Raw genomic sequence first — 21,442 nt, forward strand, 5'->3', positions numbered from 1 at the left:
GGTGGGGCTCAGACCTGGGCGCCGTCGTCCCAGGGGTCGCGGGGCTCGCGGGGCATGCGGGCCACGAGGTAGAGGAACCCGCCGATGAAGGCGGCCACCAGCAGCAGCAGCACCCAGCCGGGGAACCCGACGCCGAGCACGGTGGAGAGCAGGAGCAGGGCCACCACGACCACGGGGGCGCCGAGCACACCGACCCACGCCGCCAGGCGGTCGAGCGGCGGGCGGTCGACCGGCGGGGGCTCCGGCGGCACGAAGCGGTCCTCCGGGGTCAGCGCGAACGGGTCGCGGGGTCCCTCGACGGGGGTCTCGGGCTCCAGGCGCCACCGGCCCACGCGCTCAGCGGGAGGCTCCGGTGCGTCACCGGGGCCGGCCGCGGCGTCGTCGTGGTGCGGCCCCGCCCCCGGGAGGTCGTCGGGGTCGAGCTCGGGGCGGTCGCCGTAGTTGTCGACGATCGCGCGCCAGGCGGCGTCGTGGGGGTCGGTCGACCCGTCCTCGGCGTCGTGGGGTTCACGCTGCACCCGGCCCACGGTACGCGGTCAGCGGGCGGGTGCGGTCACCCGCTCGAGGAAGCGCAGCGTCTCCTCCACGATCCGCTGGGCGTCGTTGTCGAGCGTGGCGACGTGGTAGCTGTCCTCGAGCCGGACCAGCGTGCGGTCGGGCGAGGAGATCCGGTCCATCACGAGCAGCTCGGTGGAGTCGTCGACGACGTGGTCGACGGTGGAGCGCAGGTAGAGCAGCGGGACCGCGATGCGGGGCAGGTCGGCCACGACCCCCGGCCAGGCGCGCATCATCGAGTGGGCCGCCTTGAGCGGCGTGCGGTGGTAGCCGTGCTCGTCGGCGCCGGGTCGCTTGATGTCGTTGACGATGCCGGGGAAGGACGGCACGACGTGCTTGAGCACGGGCAGCAGCCTGACGTCGAGACGCTTCGTCGCCAGCGCGGGGTTGACCACGACGACGCCGGCCACCCGGGGGTCGTCGGCGTGGTCGGCGGCCAGGCGCAGCACCAGCGCCCCGCCCATGGAGAGCCCGGCGAGCACGACGGCGTCGCAGCGCGCGGCCAGCTCCTCCAGGGTCTCGTCGAGCGCGTCGCGCCACTGCGACCAGCCGACGGTGTTGAGGTCCTGCCACGACGTGCCGTGCCCGGGCAGGCGCGGCACCTCGACGGCGTAGCCGCGGGCTGCGAGCCGCTCGCCCCACGGTCGCATCGAGGCGGGGGAGCCGGTGAACCCGTGGGTGAGCAGCACCCCCACCCGGCGCCCGCCGGTGAGCTCCGGTCGCGCGGGGATCGAGAGCGGCTGCGCCTGCGGGTGGACCTGCGGCTGGGTCTCCATGGCGGCGATCATGCCCTAGTCTTCGCCTGGCGACCCGGGCCGACGGCCCCTCCAGCTGATCGGCGCTGGCGGTCGTGGTGTGACAGGCGTGCGAGGTCGGGGAGGGTGTCTCGGTGTTCTACTGGTTCCTCAAGTGGGTCGCGATCGGCCCCCTGCTCCGGGTCGTCTTCCGCCCCCAGACCTTCGGCGCCGACAACGTGCCCCCCGAGGGCCCGGCCATCCTGGCCAGCAACCACCTCTCCTACGCCGACTGGCTCTTCATGCCGCTGACCCTGCCGCGGCGGGTGACCTTCGTGGCCAAGGCGGAGTACTTCACCGGCACCGGCCTCAAGGGCTGGCTGCAGAAGACGTTCTTCTCCGGATCCGGCCAGGTCCCCATCGACCGCACCAGCGGCGACGCGGCGGCGGGCGCGCTGGCGTCGGCCAAGCGGGTGCTCGGCGAGGGCGGGCTCTTCGGCATCTACCCCGAGGGCACGCGCTCCCACGACGGCCGGCTCTACCGCGGCAAGACCGGTGTGGCCCGCCTCGCGCTCGAGACCGGGGTGCCGGTGGTCCCGGTCGCCGTCGTCGGCACCGACGTCGTGGCGCCGCCGGGCAAGAAATTCGGCTCGTTCACCCGACCGATCGTGCGCTTCGGCCGCCCCCTGGACTTCTCGCGCTACGAGGGCCTCGAGAACGACCGCTACATCCTGCGCTCGGTCACCGACGAGATCATGTACGAGATCATGCGGCTCTCCGAGCAGGAGTACGTCGACATGTACGCCACCCGCGCCAAGGACCTGGCCAAGGAGCAGGCCAAGGACCTGGCCAAGGAGCAGGCGAGGGCGCGCGCGGAGGAGAAGGCCGCCGAGGACTCCCGGCGCCAGGCCTCCTGAGACCGGTGGGCTGAGACCGGTGGGTCCTGCGAGCGCGGCCGCGCGGGCGGTCGAGGACCGGCTGTTCCGGGCGCTCGCCGTGCTGCGGGTGGTGGTGCTGGCCAACGCGGTCGGGCTCAACCTCTACCGCGCGGAGAACTTCCAGCACCCGCGGTGGGCCGCGGCGGCGGTCGTCGCCATGGTCGTGTGGACCGGCGTGGCGCTCGCGGCGTACGCCGTGGTCCGGCGGCGCACGGCGCTGCTGCTCGTGGCCGACCTCGGGCTCGCGGTGGGCTCGCTGGCGGTGACGCCGCTGCTCAAGGGCGACGGGTTCAGCGCGTCGCTGCCCGGCTTCTGGGTGATGGGTGCCCTGCTGGCCTGGGCGGTCCACTGGCGCTGGGCCGGCGGCCTGGTCGCCGGGCTGGCGCTGGGCGGCACCGACCTGCTGGTGCGCGAGGACCTCACGCAGAACAACTACGGCAACGTCTTCCTGCTCGTCATCGGCGGCCCGATCGTGGGCTACATGTGCGGCTCGCTGCAGGAGATGGCCACCGAGCGCGACCTCGCCCAGCGCGCGGCCGCGGCCGCGGCCGAGCGCGTGCGCCTGGCGCGCGCCGTGCACGACGGCGTGCTCCAGGTGCTCGCGCTCGTGCAGCGCCGCGGTCGCGAGCTGGGCGGCGACGGCGCGCAGCTGGCCCGGCTCGCCGGGGAGCAGGAGGCGGCGCTGCGCCGGCTCGTGCAGGAGGAGGCCTCCCTGGGGCGCGGTGGTGACGGGAGCGACGGGGCCGACGGGGCGGTGCCGGGCTCCGCTGGCCCCGTGACCGTCGACCTCGCGGTCGCCCTGGCCCGCTTCGAGCAGCGGGCGGGCGTGACCGTGGTGGTGCCGGCCGAGCCGGTGCTGCTGCCCGGTCACGTCGCCGGCGAGGTCGCCGCGGCGGTGGGGGCCTGCCTCGACAACGTGGAGCGCCACGTCGGCGAGGGGGCCCCGGCCTGGGTGCTGCTCGACGACCTCGGCGCCCGGGTGGAGGTCTCGGTGCGCGACGAGGGCCCGGGCATCGCCCCCGGCCGGCTGGCGAGCGCCGAGGCCGAGGGCAGGATGGGGGTGAGCGGCTCCGTCGTCGGCCGGATGGTCGACCTGGGCGGCACCGCCACGCTCAGCACCGGCGCGCACGGCACCGAGTGGGAGCTCGTCGTACGTCGCGACGCGGCGCAGGAGGACGCATGACCATCCACGACACCCATCCCTTCGCCGACCCCGATCCCGACCCCGTACGCCGCCTCCGCGGCCGCACCGGCGGCGCGGTCTCGCTGTGGACCACGGGCTCCGGGCCCGCGCGCGCCGGGCTCACCGTCAGCTCGTTCCTGGTGGCCGGGGGCGAGCCCGCCCGCGTGCTCGGGCTGGTCGACCCCGACTCCGACCTCGCCGACTCCGTCGACGTGGGCGACGCCCTCGTGGTGCAGCTGCTGGCCTGGGGCCACCGCGACCTGGCCGACCAGTTCGCCGGCACGGCGCCCGCGCCCGGAGGGCCCTTCCGGCAGGCGGCCTTCACCGAGACCGCCTGGGGGCCGCGGCTGTCCGACGTCACCACGTGGGCCGGGGTGCGGCTGGTCGCGGCGGAGCCGGCCGGCTGGTCGCGGCTGCTGACCTGCCTGGTCGAGCACGTCGAGGTGGGCGACGACGTCGAGCCGCTCGGCCACCGCCGGGGGCGCTACTCGCGGCTGGGCTGACCCTCGCGGCCCGGGGGACCCGCGGCCGACCACGCGTCAGGGCCCGCCGACCTGGGTAGGGTCCGGGCCATGGCGGAGCGAGCGGTGCGGGTGATGGTGGTCGACGACCACCCGATGTGGCGCGACGCGGTCGAGCGCGACCTGCAGGCGGCGGGCTTCGACGTGGTCGCGGTGGCCGGCACCGGGGCGGAGGCGATCGCCCGCTTCCCGGCCGCGCGCCCGCAGGTCGTGGTGCTCGACCTGCGCATCCCGGAGCCCGACGGGGTGGAGGTCACCGCCCAGGTGCTGCGCCACGACCCGTCGGCGCGCGTGCTGATCCTCTCGGCCTCCGGCGAGCAGGCCGACGTGCTCGAGGCGGTGAAGGCGGGGGCCACCGGCTACCTCGTGAAGTCGGCGTCGCGCGAGGAGCTGCTCGAGGCCGTGCGTCGGGTGGCGCGCGGCGACTCGGTCTTCACCCCCGGCCTGGCCGGACTGGTGCTGGGGGAGTTCCGGCGCATGGCCGAGGGGCCCGCCGCGCCCGACCCCTCCCGCGACGCGCTGACCGACCGCGAGACCGAGGTGCTGCGCATGGTCGCCAAGGGGCTGTCCTACAAGCAGATCGCCGAGCGCCTCGTGCTCAGCCACCGCACGGTGCAGAACCACGTGCAGAACACCCTGCGCAAGCTGCAGATGCACAACCGGGTCGAGCTGACCCGCTACGCCATCGAGCAGGGCCTCGACGACGACGGCTGAGCGACCCGTCCGCCCGCGGGCCCGCGCACCGGGCCGCGCGTCGGCGACGTCGAGGCCCCGGTGCCCGTGGGAGCCCCCGCGGGCCCCGCCCTATGCTCGCCGGATGGCAGACCCGGTGCTCGAGCTCGCCGACGAGCTCTACGCGCTGCCGCCCGGTGACTTCACCGCCGCGCGGGACGCCCGGGCCAGGGCCCACAAGGGCACCGACCTCGCCGCCGCGCTCAAGGCGCTGCGCAAGCCGTCGACGGCGGCCTGGGTGGTCAACCTCCTGGTGCGTCGCGAGGCCGCCCAGGTCGACCAGGTGCTCAGCGTGGGCTCGGCCCTGCGCGAGGCCCAGGCCGGCATGTCGGCCGACCAGCTGCGGGCCCTCACGCGTCAGCGCCGCCAGCTCACGGCGGCGGTGACCCAGCAGGCGCGGTCCCTGGCCGCCGAGGCGGGGGTGCGGGTGACGCAGGCCGTGGCCGACCAGGTGGAGGCCACGCTCACCGCCGCCGTGCTCGACGAGCGCTGCGGGGCCGCCGTGCGCAGCGGCCTGCTCGTGGGCCCGCTCGCCAGCACCGGCGTCGACGAGGTCGACGTGGCCGCGGCCCTCGCGCTGCCGGCGGCGCTCGGCCACGCGGCCGCACCGCGCGAGGCCGCGCCGACGCCGCGACCCGAGCTGCGCGTCGTGCCCGACCCGAAGGCCGACGCGAAGGCCCTGGCCTCGGCCCAGGAGACCCTCGAGGCGGCCGAGGAGGCGCTGGCGGCGGCGACCGGCGAGCACGAGCAGGCGCAGGCCCACGTGCAGGAGCTCGAGGCCCGCTCGATGCAGCTGCAGGCCGACCTCGACGAGCTGCGTCGCCGCGTGGCCGAGACCGAGGCGCGCGCCGAGCAGGTCGACGACGAGCTCGACGACGCCGAGGACGCCCGCGGCGAGGCGGCCGGCGCTCTCGAGGCCGCGCGTGCCGAGCGCGACGCGGCCGCGGCCGCCCGCGACCGGCTCAGGCCGGCGCGAGCGCGCTGACCGGCACGGCCAGCCCGGCGAACGTGCGGGGGTCGGTGCGACCCCAGGCGCCGACCCGCAGGTCGGGTCGCAGATCGGGCCGGGCGTCGGTCCGGGGAGTCGGCGCGTGCGCGGGCGACGTGGCCTCGACCAGCTCGGGCAGCGCGTCGAGCGGCACGCCGAAGAGGGCGCACAGCTCCTCCGACCAGCCCTCGGCACCCAGCAGCAGCGTCGGCCGGGCGTGGGCGGCGTCGGTGACGTGCTCGAGCCCGCGCGTCATCCGGGCGACGAGGTAGGACTCCACCCCGCCGACGGCGTAGCGGCCGTCCTCCACCAGCGCCCACGTGTGCGGCTCGTGCTCGGCCAGCCAGCGCAGCCGCGGGCCGGCGACCCGGTGGTCCAGCGGCTGGTCGGCGAGCAGCTCGACGTGCGCCGCGGCCCCTTCCGCGCGCAGCTGCTCGCACAGCCCCGTCGTACGACGGTCGCCGGCGGTGATCGCGGGTCGGGGCGCGCCGAGGGTCTCGCGGTCCCAGACCAGCAGCGTGTGGGGGTCGCCGCCGACGGCGACCTCGACCACCGCCCAGCCCTCGGGCAGCGCCGCGCCCACCTCGGCGACGGCGCTCAGCGTGCCCTGCCAGACCTCCTCGGGGGAGGTCTCCACCTGGTCGGGCGCCGGCCGGTGGTGGCGCAGCGTGAGCGCGGAGGTGGCGATGGTCGCGCCGTTGGGCGCGAGGCCGGCCACGTGCACGGCCGTGGAGGTCACCCGCACGGCCAGTCGCACGTCCGAGCCGTGCGCGCTGCCCTGGCCGCTCATGGCCGGGTCACGGGCCCGGCGCCCACGCGCCCGGCCTGCCGGCGGCGCTCACGCGCCGGTGGAGCGCACGATGTCGAGCACCCGCCGGTCGATCCAGGCCAGCTCGGGGTCGACCCGCATCTCGTAGTTCTCGGTGCCGACCCAGGCGTGGAAGTCGCGCTGGCCCTGGGCCGCGGCGAAGGCGGTCAGCTCGGCCTCGAGCTCGGGCGTGACGGGCACCTTCTCCTCCTCGGTCGAGGCGGTGAGGTAGAGGTCGTTGAGGTCGAGCAGCCGGGCCAGCTCGGCCAGCGGGTCGACGTGGTCGTCGACGCGCAGGTCCACGGCGATGTCGTCGAGCCCGCCGTAGCCGGCGCCGTCGCTCACCACGAGCAGCGCGGCCGACTGCCGGCCGCGCTTGTCGCCGCCCGCCTCGTCGCCGGCCGCGAGGGCGGCGAGCAGGCGCCGGGCCAGGGGAGCGTCGGCGGGGGAGCCCTCCCAGGCCGTGCGCATGGCCTCGACCACGTGCTCCCCGGCGAGCACGTTGCCCTGGATCGCGAAGCCCTCACCCGTCGCGCCGCCGGCCCAGTCGAGGCACGCGGGGCCGGTGTGGCTGGCCGCGCCGCCGTCGACGTCGACGATGCCGACCTGGCGGTGGTCGCGGCCCGGGTCCTCCTCGAGCAGCCGCTGCAGGGCGACCTCCGCGGTGGCGCCGTCGTCGAGGTGGGAGAGGGCCATGCCCTTGTAGGCGACGTTGGCGTCGGCCTGGGTCGCGAGGGCGCCGACCTGGGCCACGGCGGCCGGCACGGCCGCACCGACCGCGAGGAACTTGGAGGCCACCGCCACGCCCCAGGACTCACCGTCGGCGGAGCGGGCCACGATCGAGAAGGTCATGGCGCGACCCTAGGACACGCCCGCCCCGCCCCGGCCCACCCCGGCGGCTCCACCCCGGCCCACCACCCCACCCGCCACCCCGTCGGCCCGACGCCGACCCGCCCGGGCGGTGGACAGCACCTGGCCCGACCGTGTGACCGCCACTACAGTCGGGCCCGCCCGCTTCGAACGATCCAAGCCGTCGGCCGGGCCGACCACCGACCACGGCCCTCCCGGGTCACCAGGACAGGAGCGCAGATGCGCGTCGGAGTACTCACCGGAGGCGGGGACTGCCCCGGTCTCAACGCCGTCATCCGCGCGGTCGTGCGGCGCGGCACGCGCGACCACGGCTTCGAGTTCGTCGGCTACCGCGACGGGTGGAAGGGCCCGCTCGAGGGGCTGACCATGCCGCTGGGCGTCGAGCAGTGCCGCGGCATCCTGCCCCGCGGCGGCACCATCCTGGGCTCCAGCCGCACCAACCCGTTCTCCATCGAGGGCGGCGTGGAGCGGATCAAGGACAACCTCGCCGCCGACGGCGTCGACGCCCTCGTCGCGATCGGCGGCGAGGACACCCTCGGGGTCGCCACCCGGCTGGCCGACCTGGGCGTCAAGGTCGTGGGGGTGCCCAAGACGATCGACAACGACCTCTCGGGCACCGACTTCACCTTCGGGTTCGACACCGCGGTCAACATCGCCACCGAGGCCATCGACCGCCTCCACACCACCGCGGAGTCGCACCACCGCGTGCTCGTCGTGGAGGTCATGGGCCGCCACGCCGGCTGGATCGCTCTGCACGCCGGCATCGCCGGCGGTGCCAGCGCCGTGCTCATCCCCGAGCAGCCCTTCGACATCGCCGCGGTCTGCGCCCACGTCGAGACCCGCTTCGAGAGCGAGTACGCCCCCATCGTGGTCGTCTCCGAGGGAGCGGTGCCCGCCGACGGCTCGGGCATGACCCTGGCCTCGGGGGAGAAGGACGCCTTCGGCCACGTGCGCCTCGGCGGCATCGGCGACAGGCTGGCCTCCGAGATCGAGCACCGCACCGGCAAGGAGGCCCGCGCGGTGGTGCTCGGCCACGTGCAGCGAGGCGGCACGCCCACGGCGTTCGACCGCTGGCTGGCCACCCGCTTCGGCCTCCAGGCCGTCGACGCGGTCGCCGACGGCGACTTCGGCACGATGATGGCCCTGCGCGGCACCCGCATCGACCGGGTGCCGCTGGCCGAGGGCACCGCCGAGCTCAAGCTGGTCTCTGCGGAGGAGTACGCCGAGGCCGAGGTGTTCTTCGGCTGAGCCCCGGGCCCGCCGGGAAGGCCTCCTGCCGCGGGGCGAGTAGCCAACGACCCCCCGCCTGGGGTTGGGTAGGCCCACTCGCACGCATCCACCAGGAGGCACCCTGATGAGCACCCACGAGACCGCCGCGGTGGAGACACCCGGGTCCGAGCCCACCCTGAAGCGGGTGATGGGCCCCAAGCTGCTGCTGCTGTTCATCGTCGGCGACATCCTCGGCGCCGGCGTCTACGCCGTGACCGGCCAGATGGCCGGCATCGTCGGCGGCGTCGTCTGGCTGCCGTTCCTGGTCGCGTTCGTCGTCGCGACGCTCACGGCGCTGTCCTACCTCGAGCTGGTCACGAAGTACCCCCAGGCCGCCGGCGCCGCGCTCTACACGCACAAGGCCTTCGGCATCCACTTCGTCACCTTCCTCGTGGCCTTCGCGGTGATCTGCTCGGGCATCACCAGCGCCTCCACCTCGGCCAACGTCCTGGCCCAGAACCTCCTGGCCGGCCTCGACGGCATCGGGCTGGAGACCGGGCTCTCGACCACCGGCACCACGATCATCGCCATGCTCTTCATGGGCCTGCTGGCCGCGATCAACCTGCGCGGGGTCGGCGAGAGCGTGAAGTTCAACGTCGTGCTCACGCTGGTGGAGATGACCGCGCTGGCCATCGTCATCGGCGTCGGCTTCTACGCCATGGCCCAGGGCGAGGGCGACATCAGCCAGATCACGACCTTCGAGTCGCCCGAGGACAAGGGCCTCTTCCTCGCCGTCACCGCGGCCACCTCGGTGGCCTTCTTCGCGATGGTCGGCTTCGAGGACTCCGTCAACATGGTCGAGGAGACCAAGGAGCCCGAGCGGATCTTCCCGAAGATGATGCTCACCGGCCTCGGCATCGCGGTCATCTTCTACATGCTGGTGGCCATCGCGGTGGTCACGGTGCTCACCCCCGACGAGCTCGCGGTCATCAACGAGTCCGAGGGCCGCGCGCTGCTCGAGGTGGTCGGCAAGGGCGCCCCCGACTTCCCGATCGACAAGGTCTTCCCATTCCTGGCCGTCTTCGCGGTCGCCAACACCGCGCTGATCAACATGCTCATGGCCAGCCGCCTGGTCTACGGCATGGCCCGTCAGGACGTCCTGCCCCGCAGCCTCGGCAAGGTCTCCCCGAACCGCCGCTCGCCCTACGTCGGCATCATCTTCACCACGCTCATCGCCGTGGCCCTGATCTGGTACGTCGCGACGCAGTCGGACTCGAGCATCGTCGCCGCGCTGTCCGGCACGACCTCGCTGCTGCTGCTCGGCGTCTTCACCATCGTCAACGTGGCCTGCCTGATCCTGCGCCGCGACGACAAGCAGGGCACGGGCTTCTTCCGCTCGCCGGGTGTCACCCCGGCCGTGGCCGCGGTGCTCTGCGCCTTCCTCATCGGCCCGTGGGTCGACCGCGACGTCCTGCAGTACCAGATCGCGCTCGTGCTGCTGCTCATCGGCGTGGCGCTGTGGCTGCTCACCTGGTTCGTCAACCGCGGGGTGCGCGCCAAGCGCACCGGCTTCCGCGACATCGAGCACCTCGAGGACTAGAGGCTCCGCCGCGTCGCGCGCACCGCCCGGCACGACCCCGTCCGCATCGCGGGCGGGGTCGCGCTGTTTCGGGGCGCGAGCGGACCCGGCCGTACCCTTGGCCGGTGAGCACCATCCCCGACCTCGCCACCCTGCACGCCCTCGGCCCGGCCCAGCAGCCGACCTACCCCGACCAGGCGGCCGTCGACTCCGCCGTCGCGCAGCTGCGCACGATGCCGCCGCTGGTCTTCGCCGGCGAGTGCGACGAGCTGAAGGGCAAGCTGGCCGCGGTCGCGCGCGGCGAGGCCTTCCTGCTCCAGGGCGGCGACTGCGCCGAGACCCTCGCCGGGGTCACCGCCGACAACGTGCGCAACAAGCTGCGCGTGCTGCTGCAGATGGCGGTCGTGCTCACCTACGCGGCCTCGGTGCCGGTCGTGAAGGTCGGCCGCCTGGCCGGTCAGTACGCCAAGCCGCGCTCCTCCGACCTCGAGACCCGCGAGGGCGTGACCCTGCCGGCCTACCGCGGCGACGCGGTCAACGGCTTCGAGTTCACCCCCGAGGCCCGCGTGCCCGACCCGCAGCGCCTGGTCGACGTCTACAACGCCTCCGCCGCGACCCTCAACCTCGTGCGCGCCTTCACCACCGGCGGCTACGCCGACCTGCGCCAGGTCCACACCTGGAACACCGACTTCGTGCGCGAGTCGCCGGTCGGCCAGCGCTACGAGGAGATGGCCGGCGAGATCGAGCGCGCGCTCACCTTCATGCAGGCCATCGGGGCCGACCCCGACGAGTTCCACCGCGTCGACTTCCACTCCAGCCACGAGGCGCTGGTGCTGGAGTACGAGCACGCGATGACGCGCATCGACTCGCGCACCGACGCGCCGTACGACGTCTCGGGCCACTTCGTCTGGATCGGCGAGCGCACCCGCCAGCTCGACAACGCCCACGTGGAGCTGCTCAGCCGCATCCGCAACCCCATCGGCGTCAAGCTCGGCCCCACCACCACCCCCGACGACGCGATCGCCCTGGCCGCCAAGCTCAACCCCCACAACGAGGCCGGCCGGCTCACCTTCATCACCCGCTTCGGCGCGGGGAGGATCCGCGACGGTCTGCCGCCGCTGGTGGAGAAGGTCAAGGCCGCGGGCCTGGAGGTCGCCTGGGTCTGCGACCCGATGCACGGCAACACCTTCGAGGCCTCCTCGGGCTACAAGACCCGCCGTTTCGACGACGTCATCGACGAGGTCCAGGGCTTCTTCGACGTGCACCGCTCGCTCGGCACCTGGCCCGGCGGCGTCCACGTCGAGCTCACCGGCGACGACGTCACCGAGTGCGTCGGCGGCGGCGAGGAGCTCACCGACATGGACCTCTCCTCGCGCTACGAGTCGGTCTGCGACCCGCGCCTCAACCGCGTGCAGTCCCTCGAGCTGGCCTTCCTCGTCGCCGAGATGCTGCGCAAGGCCTGATCAAGCCACGAGGGCGCCCGGGCACGTCGCCGGGCCGCTGTCGTTGCTCGCCCCGCGACCGGCCGGCGAGAGCCGGTGCGGGAGGATGGCCGCGTGATCGACCTGCGCAGTGACACCGTGACCCGCCCGACCGACGCGATGCGCCAGGCCATGGCCCGGGCCGAGGTCGGCGACGACGTCTACGGCGAGGACCCCACCGTCCTGGCGCTCGAGGAGCGGGTGGCCGACCTGCTGGGCCACGAGGCCGCGCTCTTCTGCCCCACGGGGTCGATGGCCAACGTCCTGGCCGTGCGCGCGGTCGTGAAGCCGGGCGAGGAGGTGCTCTGCGAGGCCTCGGCCCACATCGTGCGCGCCGAGCTGGGGGCCCACGGCGCCTACTCCGGCATCACCTCCCGCACCTGGATCCACCCGCGCGGCCAGGTGGACCTGCCGACCGTGCGCTCGATCCTGGCCCCCGACATGGGTCCGTTCTTCGTGCGCACCGCGGCGATCTCGGTGGAGAACACCCACAACTTCGCCGGCGGCACCGTGCTGCCCCTGGCCGACCTGCGCGACCTGCGCGAGCTGGCCACCGGCGCCGGCGTGGCGGTGCACATGGACGGCGCGCGGCTGTGGAACGCCCACGTGGCCACCGGCACCGCGCTGAGCGAGTACGGCGCGATCGCCGACGTCATGGCGGTCTGCCTGTCCAAGGGGCTGGGCGCCCCCGTCGGCTCCCTGGTGGTCGGCTCGGCCGACGTCATCGCCGAGGCCCGCGTGTGGCGCAAGCGCATGGGCGGCGGCATGCGGCAGGTCGGCATCCTCGCCGCGGCCGGCCTGCACGCCCTCGAGCACCACGTGGAGCGGCTGGCCGAGGACCACGAGCACGCCCGGCTGCTCGCCGAGGCCTGCGGCGTCGACCCCGCCGGCGTCGACACCAACATCGTCGCCGTGCCGCGCGGCGACGCCGCCGAGGTCGTCGCGCGCGCCCGGGAGGCCGGCGTGCTCGTCTCGGCGGTCGGCCCCGCCGTCGTGCGGCTGGTCACCCACCTCGGCGTCGGCCGTGCCGACGTCGAGCGGGCCGCCGGGGTGCTCGCGGCCCTCTGACACCACGGCTCCGGGACCACGCCCCCCGCCGCGACCCCCGCGCGCGGGGAGGTGCCGGGCCCCGCGGGTCAGCCGGCGGCCACGGGCGCGCCGAGGAGGGAGACCTCGCTCAGCGCGGTGTAGTCCTTGGCGTCGGGGCCGTCACCGGGCGCCGAGACCGCCACGATACGCAGCCGCACGCTGCTCGTGACGGCGCCGCCGGCGTCGAGGGTCTGCAGCTCGCGGCTCTCGCCCAGGTCCTGGCGCAGGGTCGTGCCGTCGTCGAGCACCCACTCCACGGCGAGGACGCGGCGGTTGAGGGAGTACCAGTCGTAGGTCGTGCCGCGCGGGTCGGTCGCGGTCTTGGCGTAGCCGTTGACCAGGCCGACCCGGGACAGCGCCACGGGCTCGGCGAGGTCGAGGACGATCTCGGAGCCGCCGGCGTCGCCGCTCGTGCGCCAGCAGGTGGTGGGGTCGCCGTCGACGAGCCGGGTGTCGTCGTAGAAGGTCGTGCTGCCGTCGGCGACGTCGACGCTGCTGGGCGTGGTGGCGGGCACGGTGATCGACGCGGCGGCGGCGACCTCGACCGGGGCGCCGGTCGGGGTCGGGGCGGTCTCCTCGCCGGGGGACCCGGAGGGCGACGCCGCGGAGGTGGGGGCCCGGTCGGGGGCGCGACCTGCGCCGCCGCGCGGCACGTCGACCGCCGCGGGCTCCTCGGGGCCCTCGCGCAGCACCAGCAGCGCGCCGCCAGCGGCCAGCAGCACCACGAAGAGCGCGCCCACGACCCAGGGCAGCACCCGGGCGGTGCGGCCGGCGCTGGCGCCGGACGGACTCGCGGATCCGGGACCGGCGGCGGGTGAGGCGGCGACCGGGGCACCGCACTCGGCGCAGAAGCGCCCGGTGGGGGTCGCGGCTCCGCAGCGGTGGCAGCTGCTCACGGGTCTCTCCGGGTCGGGGCCGCAGGCACGCGGCCGACCAGGGGCGGGAACCGGCGTACGGCCTGGGCCAGCTCGCGCAGCTCGGTGTCGACCAGGGCCTGCGGGCCGTCGCACAGTGCGGTCTCGGGGTCGGGGTGCACGTCGACGACGAGCCCGTCGGCGCCGACCGCGACGGCCGCGCGCGACAGCGGCACCACCAGCTCCTTGCGGCCCACGGCGTGGGAGGGGTCGACGACCACGGGGAGGTGGCTGCACGCCTGCACGACCGGCACGGCGGAGAGGTCGAGGGTGCGGCGGGTGGCGCTCTCGAAGGTGCGGATGCCGCCCTCGCACAGCACGATGTCGAGGTTGCCGCGCTGGGCGACGTGCTCGGCGGCCATCAGCCACTCCTCGACCGTGGCGGTGGCGCCGCGCTCCAGGAGGACCGGGAGCCCGGCGTCACCGACGGCCTGCAGCAGGCCGACGTCGCTCATGTGGCGGGTGCCGACCTGGAGCATGTCGGCGTGCTCGGCGACCACGTCGACGTCTCGGACGTCGACCACCTCGGTGACCACCGGCAGGCCGGTGGCCTCGCCGACGTCGGCGAGGATCCGCAGGGCGGGCACGCCGAGGCCGGCGAAGGCGTAGGGCGAGGTGCGCGGCTTGAAGGCCCCGCCGCGCAGCAGCGTGGCGCCCGCCGAGCGGGCCATCCGCGCCGCCTCCAGGGTCTGGGCGGCGGTCTCGACCGCGCACGGCCCGGCGACGAGGGTGAAGGTGCCGGGCCCCACCGGGACCTGCCGGCCGGGACGCCCGACCCAGACCGTGGAGCGCTCGGGGTGGTGCTGGCGGTTGACCAGCTTGAAGGGGTCGGAGATGCGGTGCACGTCGGCGACGCCGCGCAGCGTGCGCAGGTTGAGGTGGTGGAAGGACGTGATGTCGCCGACCAGCCCGATGACGGTGCGCTCGAGGCCCTTGCTCACGTTGGCGCGGCCGCCCACGCCCTCGACGCGGGCCACGACGGCGGCGACGTCCTCGTCGGTCGCCTCGGGTGACATGACGACGACCATGACGTGCTCCCTCCTCGCCGGCGCGGGACGGTGCCGGTGGTGTGTCGCCGCACCGTGCTGACCCGCGTCGTGCTGACCCGGGCCCGGGCCCGACCCTAGGGCGGTGACGGCGCGCGTCGGGGGCGTTCCCGGCCCCCGAGACACCACCGGGTCACACCACGAGGTGCTGGACCTCGCCCTCGACCGTGCGCCGTGGCACCAGCTCCACGACGAGCATCGCCGCCAGCACCATCGCGCCGCCGCCGAGCATGCGCAGCGTCAGGCCCTCGCCGCCGAGGAGCACCGCGAAGAAGGCGGCGAAGACCGGCTCCATGCTCATGATGATCGCGCTGCGCGTGGGCGCGAGGTGGGCCTGCGCCCAGGTCTGGCCGAGCAGGGCGAGGGCGCCGGCGAAGAGAGCCATGTAGACCACCGAGACCCAGTCGCCGGTCGTCGCGGGCAGCACGACGCCGTCGGGCGCGGTGGCGACCAGGCAGACCGCCGCGATGACGAGCAGCTGCACGATCGACATGCCGAGCGCCTGGCGGGCGTCGGACCAGGCGCCCAGGCCCACGATGTGCAGGGCGTAGAGCACCGCGCTCACCAGGGTGATGGACTCGCCGTAGCCGATGGACAGCCCGTCGAGGGTCAGCACGCCGAGGCCGGCGGTGGCGAGGGCGACCGCGGCCCAGGTGACCGGGGAGGTGCGGGTGCGCAGCAGCAGGGCGGCCAGCACGGGGGTGAGCACGACGTACATGCCGGTGATGAAGCCCGAGACGCTCGCCGGGGTGTGGGCCAGGCCGGCGGTCTGGAGGATCTGGGCCGCGCCGTAGACCAGGCCGAGCACGGCGGCGTGGCGACGCGACTCCGCGCTGAGGCGCGCCACGGCGCGCGGTGCGACCAGCAGCATCACCAGCCCGGCGATCGTGAACCGCACGGCGAGGAAGTCGAGGGTCGGCACCCGCTCGAGCAGGTCCTTGATGAGGAAGAACGTGCTGCCCCAGCAGGCCGTCATGGCCAGCAGCGCGGCCGTCGCGAGCAGGGTCGTACGCCGGTCGACGCCGCTCGCGTCGTGGGCGGGCGTCGCCGGGGCCGGGGCGCTCACCGGGCCTGCTCGGACCCGACGCGGGCCCGCAGCCGCTTGAGCAGCGCGAGGTCGGGGTCGCCCTCCTCGCGCGAGCCCGGGGTCTCGAGCACGAAGGGGACCCCCGCGGTGGCGGGGTGGGCCAGCAGCTCGGCGAAGGCGGTCTCGCCGATGTGGCCCTGGCCGATCTTCTGGTGGCGGTCCTTCAGGGCGCCCCGCACGTCCATGGAGTCGTTGGCGTGCACCAGCCGCAGCCGGCCCGGCCCGCCGATCTCGACGACCCGGTCGAGGGTGGCAGCGGCGCCGCCGGGCTCGTCGAGCGGGGCGCCGGCGGCGAAGACGTGGCAGGTGTCGAGGCAGATGCCGGCCTTGGGGTGGTGGTCGAGGGCGTCGAGGTAGGCGGTGAGGTCCTCCACGCCTGCGCACAGCGAGCGGCCCTGGCCGGCGGTGGGCTCGAGCAGCAGCCACGGCGCGGCGTCGTCCTCGAGGGTCTCCAGCAACGGCAGCAGACCCTCGCGGACCTGCCGCAGGGCGGCGGCGTGGCGCGCGGCGCGGGCGGCCTGCGTCGCCGCGGGGTCCGCCGCGCCGGCGGGCGCGCCGGTCTCGACGTAGGAGCCGGTGTGCACGACGACGCCCTCGGCGCCGATCTCGACCGCGCGGCGCAGGTTGTGGGCGACCACGGCGACGCTGTTGTCGTAGGTGCTCGCCGTCGGGGAGCCGAGGTTGACCAGGTAGGGGGTGTGGATGAAGGAGCGGATGGCGCGCTCGGCGGTGGCGGTGCGGAAGGCGGCGTCGTCGGCGGGCCTGCCCGGCGAGAGCCGCCAGCCGCGGGGGTTGCCCACGAACACCTGGAGGGTCTCGCAGCCGAGCCGCTCGGCGTCGGCCAGCGCACCGGCCGCGAGCCCCTTGCCGACGAGGACGTGGGTGCCGACGGGGTTGCGCATGGCGCGAGGCTAGGGCGGCGCCCGTCCGCCGGCGAAATCAGGCCAGGACGTCAGGCCAAGGTGTCGGACCAGGGCGTCAGGCCAGGACGTCGGACCAGGACGTCGGACCAGGCCGTCAGACCAGGAAGAGGGTGACCGTGCTGCCCTTGGGCACCATGTCGCCGGGGTCGGGGTCGGTGGACAGCACGTAGCCCAGCCCGATGTAGGTGGAGGAGTTCTCGACCCTCACCTCGAAGCCGAGGTCCTCCAGCCGCTCGCGGGCCGCGTCGACGCCGCTGGCGGTCAGACGCGGCATCTCGACGAGCTCGGGGCCCTTCGAGACCACGAAGGTGACGGTCTCGCCGGCGAAGAGCGTGCCGCCGTCGGGGCTCTGGCTGACCACGTCGCCCGCGGCGACCTCGTCGTCGAAGACCTCCTGGTCGCGCACGACGACCAGGCCGCGCTCGGTGAGGGTCTGCTCGGCCTGGTCGGCCGACCGCCCGACCCAGTCGCCCACCTGGAGGGGGCGTCGGCCCTTGCTGACCACGAGGTCGACGGTGGCGCCGGGGCGGCGCACGGCGCCGGTGCCGGGGGTGCTGCGGATCACGACGCCCTCGGGCACGCGCTCGGAGAAGCGCTCGCGCACGCGGCCGGGCACGAGCGTGAGGTCGCGCAGCGCGTCCTCGGCCTCGGCGCGGGTGCGACCGGCCAGGCGCGGCACCTCGTACTCCTCGACGCCGAGGGAGGTGACGAGGGTGACCTCGCGGCCGCTGACCAGCCGCGAGCCGGGATCGGGGTCGGTGGAGACCACGCGGCCCTCGGCCACGTCGTCGCTGTAGACCGGGTCACCCACGACGACCTCGAAGCCGGCCGCCTCGAGCTCGGTGACCGCGCTGGCGCCGGTCTGGTCGAGCACGGCCGGCACGGTGGAGTAGCGGGCCCAGCCGAACCAGTAGGCGCCGCCGCCGACGCCCACGGCGAGCACGAGCGCCACCACCAGGAGCAGCAGGCCACGGCGCGAGCGGCGCGGGCGGGCGCCCGGGGGCGCGCTGCGTGCGCCGGGGTGCCCGGGGGTGCCGACGGTGCCGCCCGGGCCGCCCGCCGGTGCGTCGCGGTCGAGCACCGGCACGGCCACCGTGTCGGGGGAGGCGGTGGGACCGGCGCCCGGGTCGTGGGCGGCCAGGGCCAGGGCGGTCGGGCCGGTGAGACGCACCGGACCGGCCGGTCGCGGGGCCTGCGCGTCGTCGCCCTCGCCCTGCCGGGGCAGCCAGGAGGTGGGCTCGGGCACGGGGCGCGAGCGGTCGGGACCGAGCAGGGCCTCGATCTCCTCGGGGTCCCACACCTCGGGAGCCGTGTCGCCGGGTGCGGCGACGGCGGCCGACGCGACGCCGGGGGCGGGCCGCACGGGGGAGAGGTCCTCGGTCAGGTCGGCGTCGTCGGCGACACCGGCGGCCAGCGCGTGCTGCACGCGGTGCAGCTGGTGCAGCAGGACGCCCGCGTCGGCCGGTCGCTGGCTGCGGTCGCGCGCCGTGGCGCGGGCGACCAGCGCGTCGACGTACGGCGGGATGCCCGGCACCTGGCGCGAGGGGGCGGGCACGTCGGCGTGGACGTGCTTGTAGGCCACCTGGATCGGGGTCTCGCCCTCGTGGGGCTTGCGACCGGTGAGCAGCTCGTGGAGCACCACGCCCACGGCGTAGACGTCGGCGCGCGTGTCGGAGCGGCCGTCGACCACCAGCTCGGGGGCGAGGTAGGACACCGTGCCGATGAGCACCCCGCCGGTGGCGGTGTGCTGGGTGTCGGCGCTGACCGCGCGGGCCAGGCCGAAGTCGGCGACCTTGACGACCTCGGCGCCGGTGTGGGGGTCCTCGGCGATGAGGACGTTCTCCGGCTTGACGTCGCGGTGGATGATCCCGGCGCGGTGGGCCGCGGCGAGGGCCGAGACCACCGGCTCCAGCAGCGCCAGCGCGCGCCCCGGCGGCATCGGGCTCTCCTTGGCGACGGTGTCGCGCAGGGTGTGGCCGGCCACCAGCTCCATGGCCAGGAAGACCACGCCGTCGTCGTCGCCCTGGTCGTGCACGGCCACCACGTGGGGGTGCGAGAGCCGGGCCGCGGCCCGCGCCTCGCGCACGAAGCGGGCGGCGAACTCCTCGTCGTCGCCCAGCCCGGCGTGCATGATCTTGATCGCCACCGTGCGGTCCAGGCGCAGGTCGAGCGCCTCGTAGACGCTGGCCATGCCGCCCCGCGCGATCCGGGCGCCGATGCGGTAGCGACCGTCGAGGACACGGCCGCCCATGGGGTCTCCCGTCGACGCTGACGACGCCGTCGAGCCCGTGGGCACGGGCGCGGCGTCGTGCTGCGGCTGCCGTCGTGTCGGCACAGGCGACCCTCCTGCGGTCCGGACGGGGAAGGATCCGGGCTCCTCATCGTACGGTCTGCCCCGCCGGGGGCCCGGGTGCGCGCCCGGTGCGGCGTGGCGCGACCGCAGGTTCCGGCCCGGTCGTGGCGCGGCGGCGCACGGCGTTTCGCCTCCCCAGGACCCAGGTGGAACCATGGTGGCCATGAGCGAGAGTGCGGGCCCGACCCCGGGCGAGCTGAGGCTGGCCGACCACGACCTGTCGGTGCTGGTGCCCACGTGGTGGGACTGGGCGACCGCCGCCCGCGAGCTGGGCGTCACGGTGGCCAAGGTGCGCACGATGATCCGCGACCACGAGCTGGCCGCCGCGGTGCCCTACCCCGGCGCGGGCCAGCAGGTGCCGGCCGACCTCGTGCAGGACGGCTTCCCCGTCAAGGGCGTGCCCGGCCTGCTCACCGTGCTCCACGACGGTGGCTACGACGACCGCGAGATCATCGCCTGGCTCTTCCTCGACGCCGACCTGCCCGGCCGCCCGATCGACGCGCTGCGTGAGAACCGCGGCTCCGAGGTCAAGCGGCGCGCGCAGGCGATGGCCTTCTAGGGCCGGTTGACCGCCGCCGTGGTCTACCGCATCCCGAAGGTCGAGGAGCACCGCCGGCCCCACCCCACGGGCCTGGCGGCGATGGTGGCCGTCGTGGCGCTCGCGGTCGGCATCTGGCTGCTGGCCGGTCGCGACCCCGGCACCTCCACCGGCGCGGGTCCCGAGACCACCGACCCCGCCAGCGGTCTGCCCTACGTCGACCTCGACCGGCTCCCCGACGAGGCCATCGACACCCTGCGGCTCATCGACGCCGGTGGGCCCTACCCCACGCCCGGCGACGGTCGCACCTACCGCAACCTCGAGGGCCTGCTGCCGCTCGAGGTCGAGGGCTACTACTCCGAGTACGCCGTGCCGCTGCCCGCCGACTCGCCTGAGGTCACGGCCGACGCCGCCGACGGGACGGCCGACGGGGCCAGCCCGCGCCGCATCGTCGTCGGCGAGGGCGGCGAGGAGTACTGGACCCCCGACGGCTTCGAGTCGCTGGCCCGGATCCGCACCTGAGCCGCCGCCGGTCCCGCCGGCGGCCGCGTCCTACTGACCGTTGGGACGACTACCCGACCGTCACGACGGTCAGGCAGTGGGCGCAACGGTCAGTAGGACGCGCCGCCGGGCCGAGCAGCAGGTGCGGTCGGCCTCAGGTGCGCCGCTGGGTCGCGGCCACCGCGAGGTCGCGGAGCACCTCCTGGGCGCGCGGGTCGAGCCCGGAGGCGGCCAACGCGCCGGTCGCACGCTCGGTCAGGTGGCCGATGACCTCCTCGACCTGGTCGTGCGCGCCGGAGTCGGTGATGACCTCGCGCAGCCGCTCGACGGCCGCCGCGTCGAGCGGACGGCCCAGCGAGCGGTCGAGCAGCGCGGCCTCCTCGGGCGCGGCGGCGTCGAGGGCCAGGGCCACGAGCACGGTGCGCTTGCCCTCGACGAGGTCGTCGCCGGCGGGCTTGCCGGTGGTGGCGGGGTCGCCGAAGACCCCCAGCAGGTCGTCGCGCAGCTGGAAGGCCTCGCCCAGCGGCAGCCCGTACGCCGTGAGCGCCGCCAGCTCCTCGGGGCCGGCGCCGGCCAGCGCGGCCCCGACGTGCAGCGGCCGCTCGATGGAGTACTTGGCCGACTTGTAGCGCAGCACGGTCATGGCCGCGTCGACGTCGGCGCGCCCGCGGGCCTGCACCGAGACGTCCAGGAACTGCCCCGCGATGACCTCGGAGCGGCACAGGTCGAAGACCTCGAGGGCCGGCACGACGCGCTCCAGCGGCAGGCCGCAGCGGCGCAGCAGCTCGTCGGCCCAGGTGAGCAGCAGGTCGCCGAGCAGGATCGCGGCGGCGGCGCCGTACTGCTCGGGGTCGCCGGTCCAGCCGGCGCGGCGGTGCTCGGCCTCGAAGGCGCGGTGCGTGGCCGGGCGCCCGCGACGGGTGTCGGAGGCGTCCATGAGGTCGTCGTGGACCAGGGCGCTGGCGTGCAGGAGCTCCAGCGCGGCGCAGGCCCGCAGCACGGCCCGCTCGGTCTCGGGCGAGGGGTCGGGCTCGAGGGCGCGGAAGCCCCACCAGCAGAAGGCCGCGCGCAGCCGCTTGCCGCCGGCGACGAGGGCGCGGGCCTCGTCGAGCAGCCGGGTGGCGTCGGGTCCGACGGGTGCGAGGCGGGTCACCTGCTCCTCGACGTGGGCGTCGAGCGCGGCCTGCACACGGGCCCGGAAGCCGCTGCCGTCCCACGGTGCGCTCTCCAGCGCTGCCTCGGCACCGTCCGTCGACCCGTCGTCGGCCTGGTCGGGGAGCCGGTCGGGTCGCCGGTCGGGTCGCTGGTCGGGTCGGTCGTCGGTCGGGCTGGCCTCGCGCGCGCTCACGCCACGACCCTAGGCGGTGGGTCCAGGTCGCGCGCGCCGGCCCGG

General features: G+C 75.4%; 21 protein-coding genes. 11 read left to right on the top strand and 10 right to left on the bottom strand.

The window, feature by feature from the left end; translation table 11 throughout:
• Nucleotides 1-8 precede the first annotated feature (8 nt).
• Nucleotides 9-518: a hypothetical protein gene (locus tag ASF47_RS02925; protein WP_156697697.1), complete on the bottom strand. Its 510-nt coding sequence runs from the start codon at nt 516-518 to the stop codon at nt 9-11.
• 18 nt (nt 519-536) lie between these two features.
• Entirely contained in the window at nt 537-1,331 is a 795-nt protein-coding gene (locus tag ASF47_RS02930; protein WP_082500020.1) for an alpha/beta hydrolase, read from the bottom strand.
• 113 nt (nt 1,332-1,444) lie between these two features.
• Here ASF47_RS02930 and ASF47_RS02935 point away from each other — a divergent pair, with 113 nt between their 5' ends.
• The 5 genes from ASF47_RS02935 (at nt 1,445) to ASF47_RS02955 (ending at nt 5,648) form a co-directional block, all read left to right on the top strand.
• Complete coding sequence (locus ASF47_RS02935) at nt 1,445-2,206, top strand: lysophospholipid acyltransferase family protein (RefSeq protein ID WP_056862476.1); 762 nt, start codon at nt 1,445-1,447, stop codon at nt 2,204-2,206.
• A 19-nt stretch (nt 2,207-2,225) separates the two neighbouring features.
• Nucleotides 2,226-3,410, top strand: coding sequence for a MacS family sensor histidine kinase (macS, locus tag ASF47_RS02940; protein WP_056862477.1), 1,185 nt, complete (start codon nt 2,226-2,228; stop codon nt 3,408-3,410).
• Nucleotides 3,407-3,913, top strand: coding sequence for a flavin reductase family protein (locus ASF47_RS02945; RefSeq protein ID WP_056862478.1), 507 nt, complete (start codon nt 3,407-3,409; stop codon nt 3,911-3,913). The genes macS and ASF47_RS02945 overlap by 4 nt, the downstream gene beginning before the upstream one ends.
• A gap of 69 nt (nt 3,914-3,982) precedes the next feature.
• The gene (locus ASF47_RS02950; protein ID WP_056862479.1) at nt 3,983-4,645 is read left to right on the top strand and encodes a response regulator; all 663 of its coding nucleotides are present in this window, start codon (nt 3,983-3,985) and stop codon (nt 4,643-4,645) included.
• A gap of 103 nt (nt 4,646-4,748) precedes the next feature.
• Nucleotides 4,749-5,648 (top strand): hypothetical protein, encoded by a 900-nt coding sequence (locus ASF47_RS02955; protein WP_056862480.1) that lies wholly within the window; start codon nt 4,749-4,751, stop codon nt 5,646-5,648.
• Here the strand turns inward: ASF47_RS02955 and ASF47_RS02960 are convergent.
• Both ASF47_RS02960 and ASF47_RS02965 read right to left on the bottom strand, forming a co-directional pair.
• A complete protein-coding gene (locus tag ASF47_RS02960) occupies nt 5,626-6,441 on the bottom strand; it encodes an FGGY family carbohydrate kinase (protein ID WP_056862481.1) in 816 nt (271 codons plus the stop codon). The genes ASF47_RS02955 and ASF47_RS02960 overlap by 23 nt on opposite strands.
• Nucleotides 6,442-6,489: 48 nt before the next feature.
• Entirely contained in the window at nt 6,490-7,311 is an 822-nt protein-coding gene (locus tag ASF47_RS02965) for a DUF1028 domain-containing protein (protein WP_056862482.1), read from the bottom strand.
• A gap of 237 nt (nt 7,312-7,548) precedes the next feature.
• Here ASF47_RS02965 and ASF47_RS02970 point away from each other — a divergent pair, with 237 nt between their 5' ends.
• The 4 genes from ASF47_RS02970 to ASF47_RS02985 all read left to right on the top strand — a co-directional run bounded on the left by ASF47_RS02970 (nt 7,549) and on the right by ASF47_RS02985 (nt 12,666).
• Nucleotides 7,549-8,577: a 6-phosphofructokinase gene (locus ASF47_RS02970; protein ID WP_056862483.1), complete on the top strand. Its 1,029-nt coding sequence runs from the start codon at nt 7,549-7,551 to the stop codon at nt 8,575-8,577.
• A 106-nt stretch (nt 8,578-8,683) separates the two neighbouring features.
• A complete protein-coding gene (locus ASF47_RS02975) occupies nt 8,684-10,138 on the top strand; it encodes an APC family permease (RefSeq protein WP_156697698.1) in 1,455 nt (484 codons plus the stop codon).
• 104 nt (nt 10,139-10,242) lie between these two features.
• On the top strand, nt 10,243-11,580 hold the full coding sequence (locus ASF47_RS02980) for a class II 3-deoxy-7-phosphoheptulonate synthase (RefSeq protein WP_056862484.1): 1,338 nt from the start codon (nt 10,243-10,245) through the stop codon (nt 11,578-11,580).
• A gap of 93 nt (nt 11,581-11,673) precedes the next feature.
• On the top strand, nt 11,674-12,666 hold the full coding sequence (locus ASF47_RS02985) for a threonine aldolase family protein (RefSeq protein ID WP_056862485.1): 993 nt from the start codon (nt 11,674-11,676) through the stop codon (nt 12,664-12,666).
• Nucleotides 12,667-12,734: 68 nt separating this feature from the next.
• Here ASF47_RS02985 and ASF47_RS02990 read toward each other — a convergent pair whose 3' ends face one another.
• The 5 genes from ASF47_RS02990 to ASF47_RS03010 all read right to left on the bottom strand — a co-directional run bounded on the left by ASF47_RS02990 (nt 12,735) and on the right by ASF47_RS03010 (nt 18,908).
• Complete coding sequence (locus ASF47_RS02990; RefSeq protein ID WP_056862486.1) at nt 12,735-13,583, bottom strand: NADase-type glycan-binding domain-containing protein; 849 nt, start codon at nt 13,581-13,583, stop codon at nt 12,735-12,737.
• Nucleotides 13,580-14,617 carry a 3-deoxy-7-phosphoheptulonate synthase gene (gene aroF, locus ASF47_RS02995; RefSeq protein WP_235558595.1) on the bottom strand — a complete coding sequence of 346 codons (1,038 nt, stop codon included), beginning with the start codon at nt 14,615-14,617 and terminating at the stop codon, nt 13,580-13,582. Before aroF ends, ASF47_RS02990 begins: the two co-directional genes overlap by 4 nt.
• 163 nt (nt 14,618-14,780) lie before the next feature.
• Nucleotides 14,781-15,713: a DMT family transporter gene (locus tag ASF47_RS03000; RefSeq protein WP_228942142.1), complete on the bottom strand. Its 933-nt coding sequence runs from the start codon at nt 15,711-15,713 to the stop codon at nt 14,781-14,783.
• Nucleotides 15,710-16,636, bottom strand: coding sequence for a deoxyribonuclease IV (locus ASF47_RS03005; protein ID WP_056862488.1), 927 nt, complete (start codon nt 16,634-16,636; stop codon nt 15,710-15,712). Before ASF47_RS03005 ends, ASF47_RS03000 begins: the two co-directional genes overlap by 4 nt.
• Nucleotides 16,637-16,751: 115 nt before the next feature.
• Complete coding sequence (locus tag ASF47_RS03010; protein WP_082499926.1) at nt 16,752-18,908, bottom strand: PASTA domain-containing protein; 2,157 nt, start codon at nt 18,906-18,908, stop codon at nt 16,752-16,754.
• A gap of 265 nt (nt 18,909-19,173) precedes the next feature.
• Between ASF47_RS03010 and ASF47_RS03015 the strand changes: the two genes are divergently transcribed.
• On the top strand, nt 19,174-19,569 hold the full coding sequence (locus ASF47_RS03015) for an Rv2175c family DNA-binding protein (RefSeq protein WP_162242256.1): 396 nt from the start codon (nt 19,174-19,176) through the stop codon (nt 19,567-19,569).
• Nucleotides 19,570-19,575: 6 nt separating this feature from the next.
• Complete coding sequence (locus ASF47_RS03020; RefSeq protein ID WP_235558596.1) at nt 19,576-20,070, top strand: ribonuclease domain-containing protein; 495 nt, start codon at nt 19,576-19,578, stop codon at nt 20,068-20,070.
• Nucleotides 20,071-20,203: 133 nt separating this feature from the next.
• Here ASF47_RS03020 and ASF47_RS03025 read toward each other — a convergent pair whose 3' ends face one another.
• Nucleotides 20,204-21,397 (bottom strand): polyprenyl synthetase family protein, encoded by a 1,194-nt coding sequence (locus tag ASF47_RS03025; RefSeq protein ID WP_235558597.1) that lies wholly within the window; start codon nt 21,395-21,397, stop codon nt 20,204-20,206.
• Nucleotides 21,398-21,442 lie beyond the last annotated feature (45 nt).

This window comes from Nocardioides sp. Leaf285, assembly GCF_001422955.1.
GTDB lineage: Bacteria > Actinomycetota > Actinomycetes > Propionibacteriales > Nocardioidaceae > Nocardioides > Nocardioides kribbensis.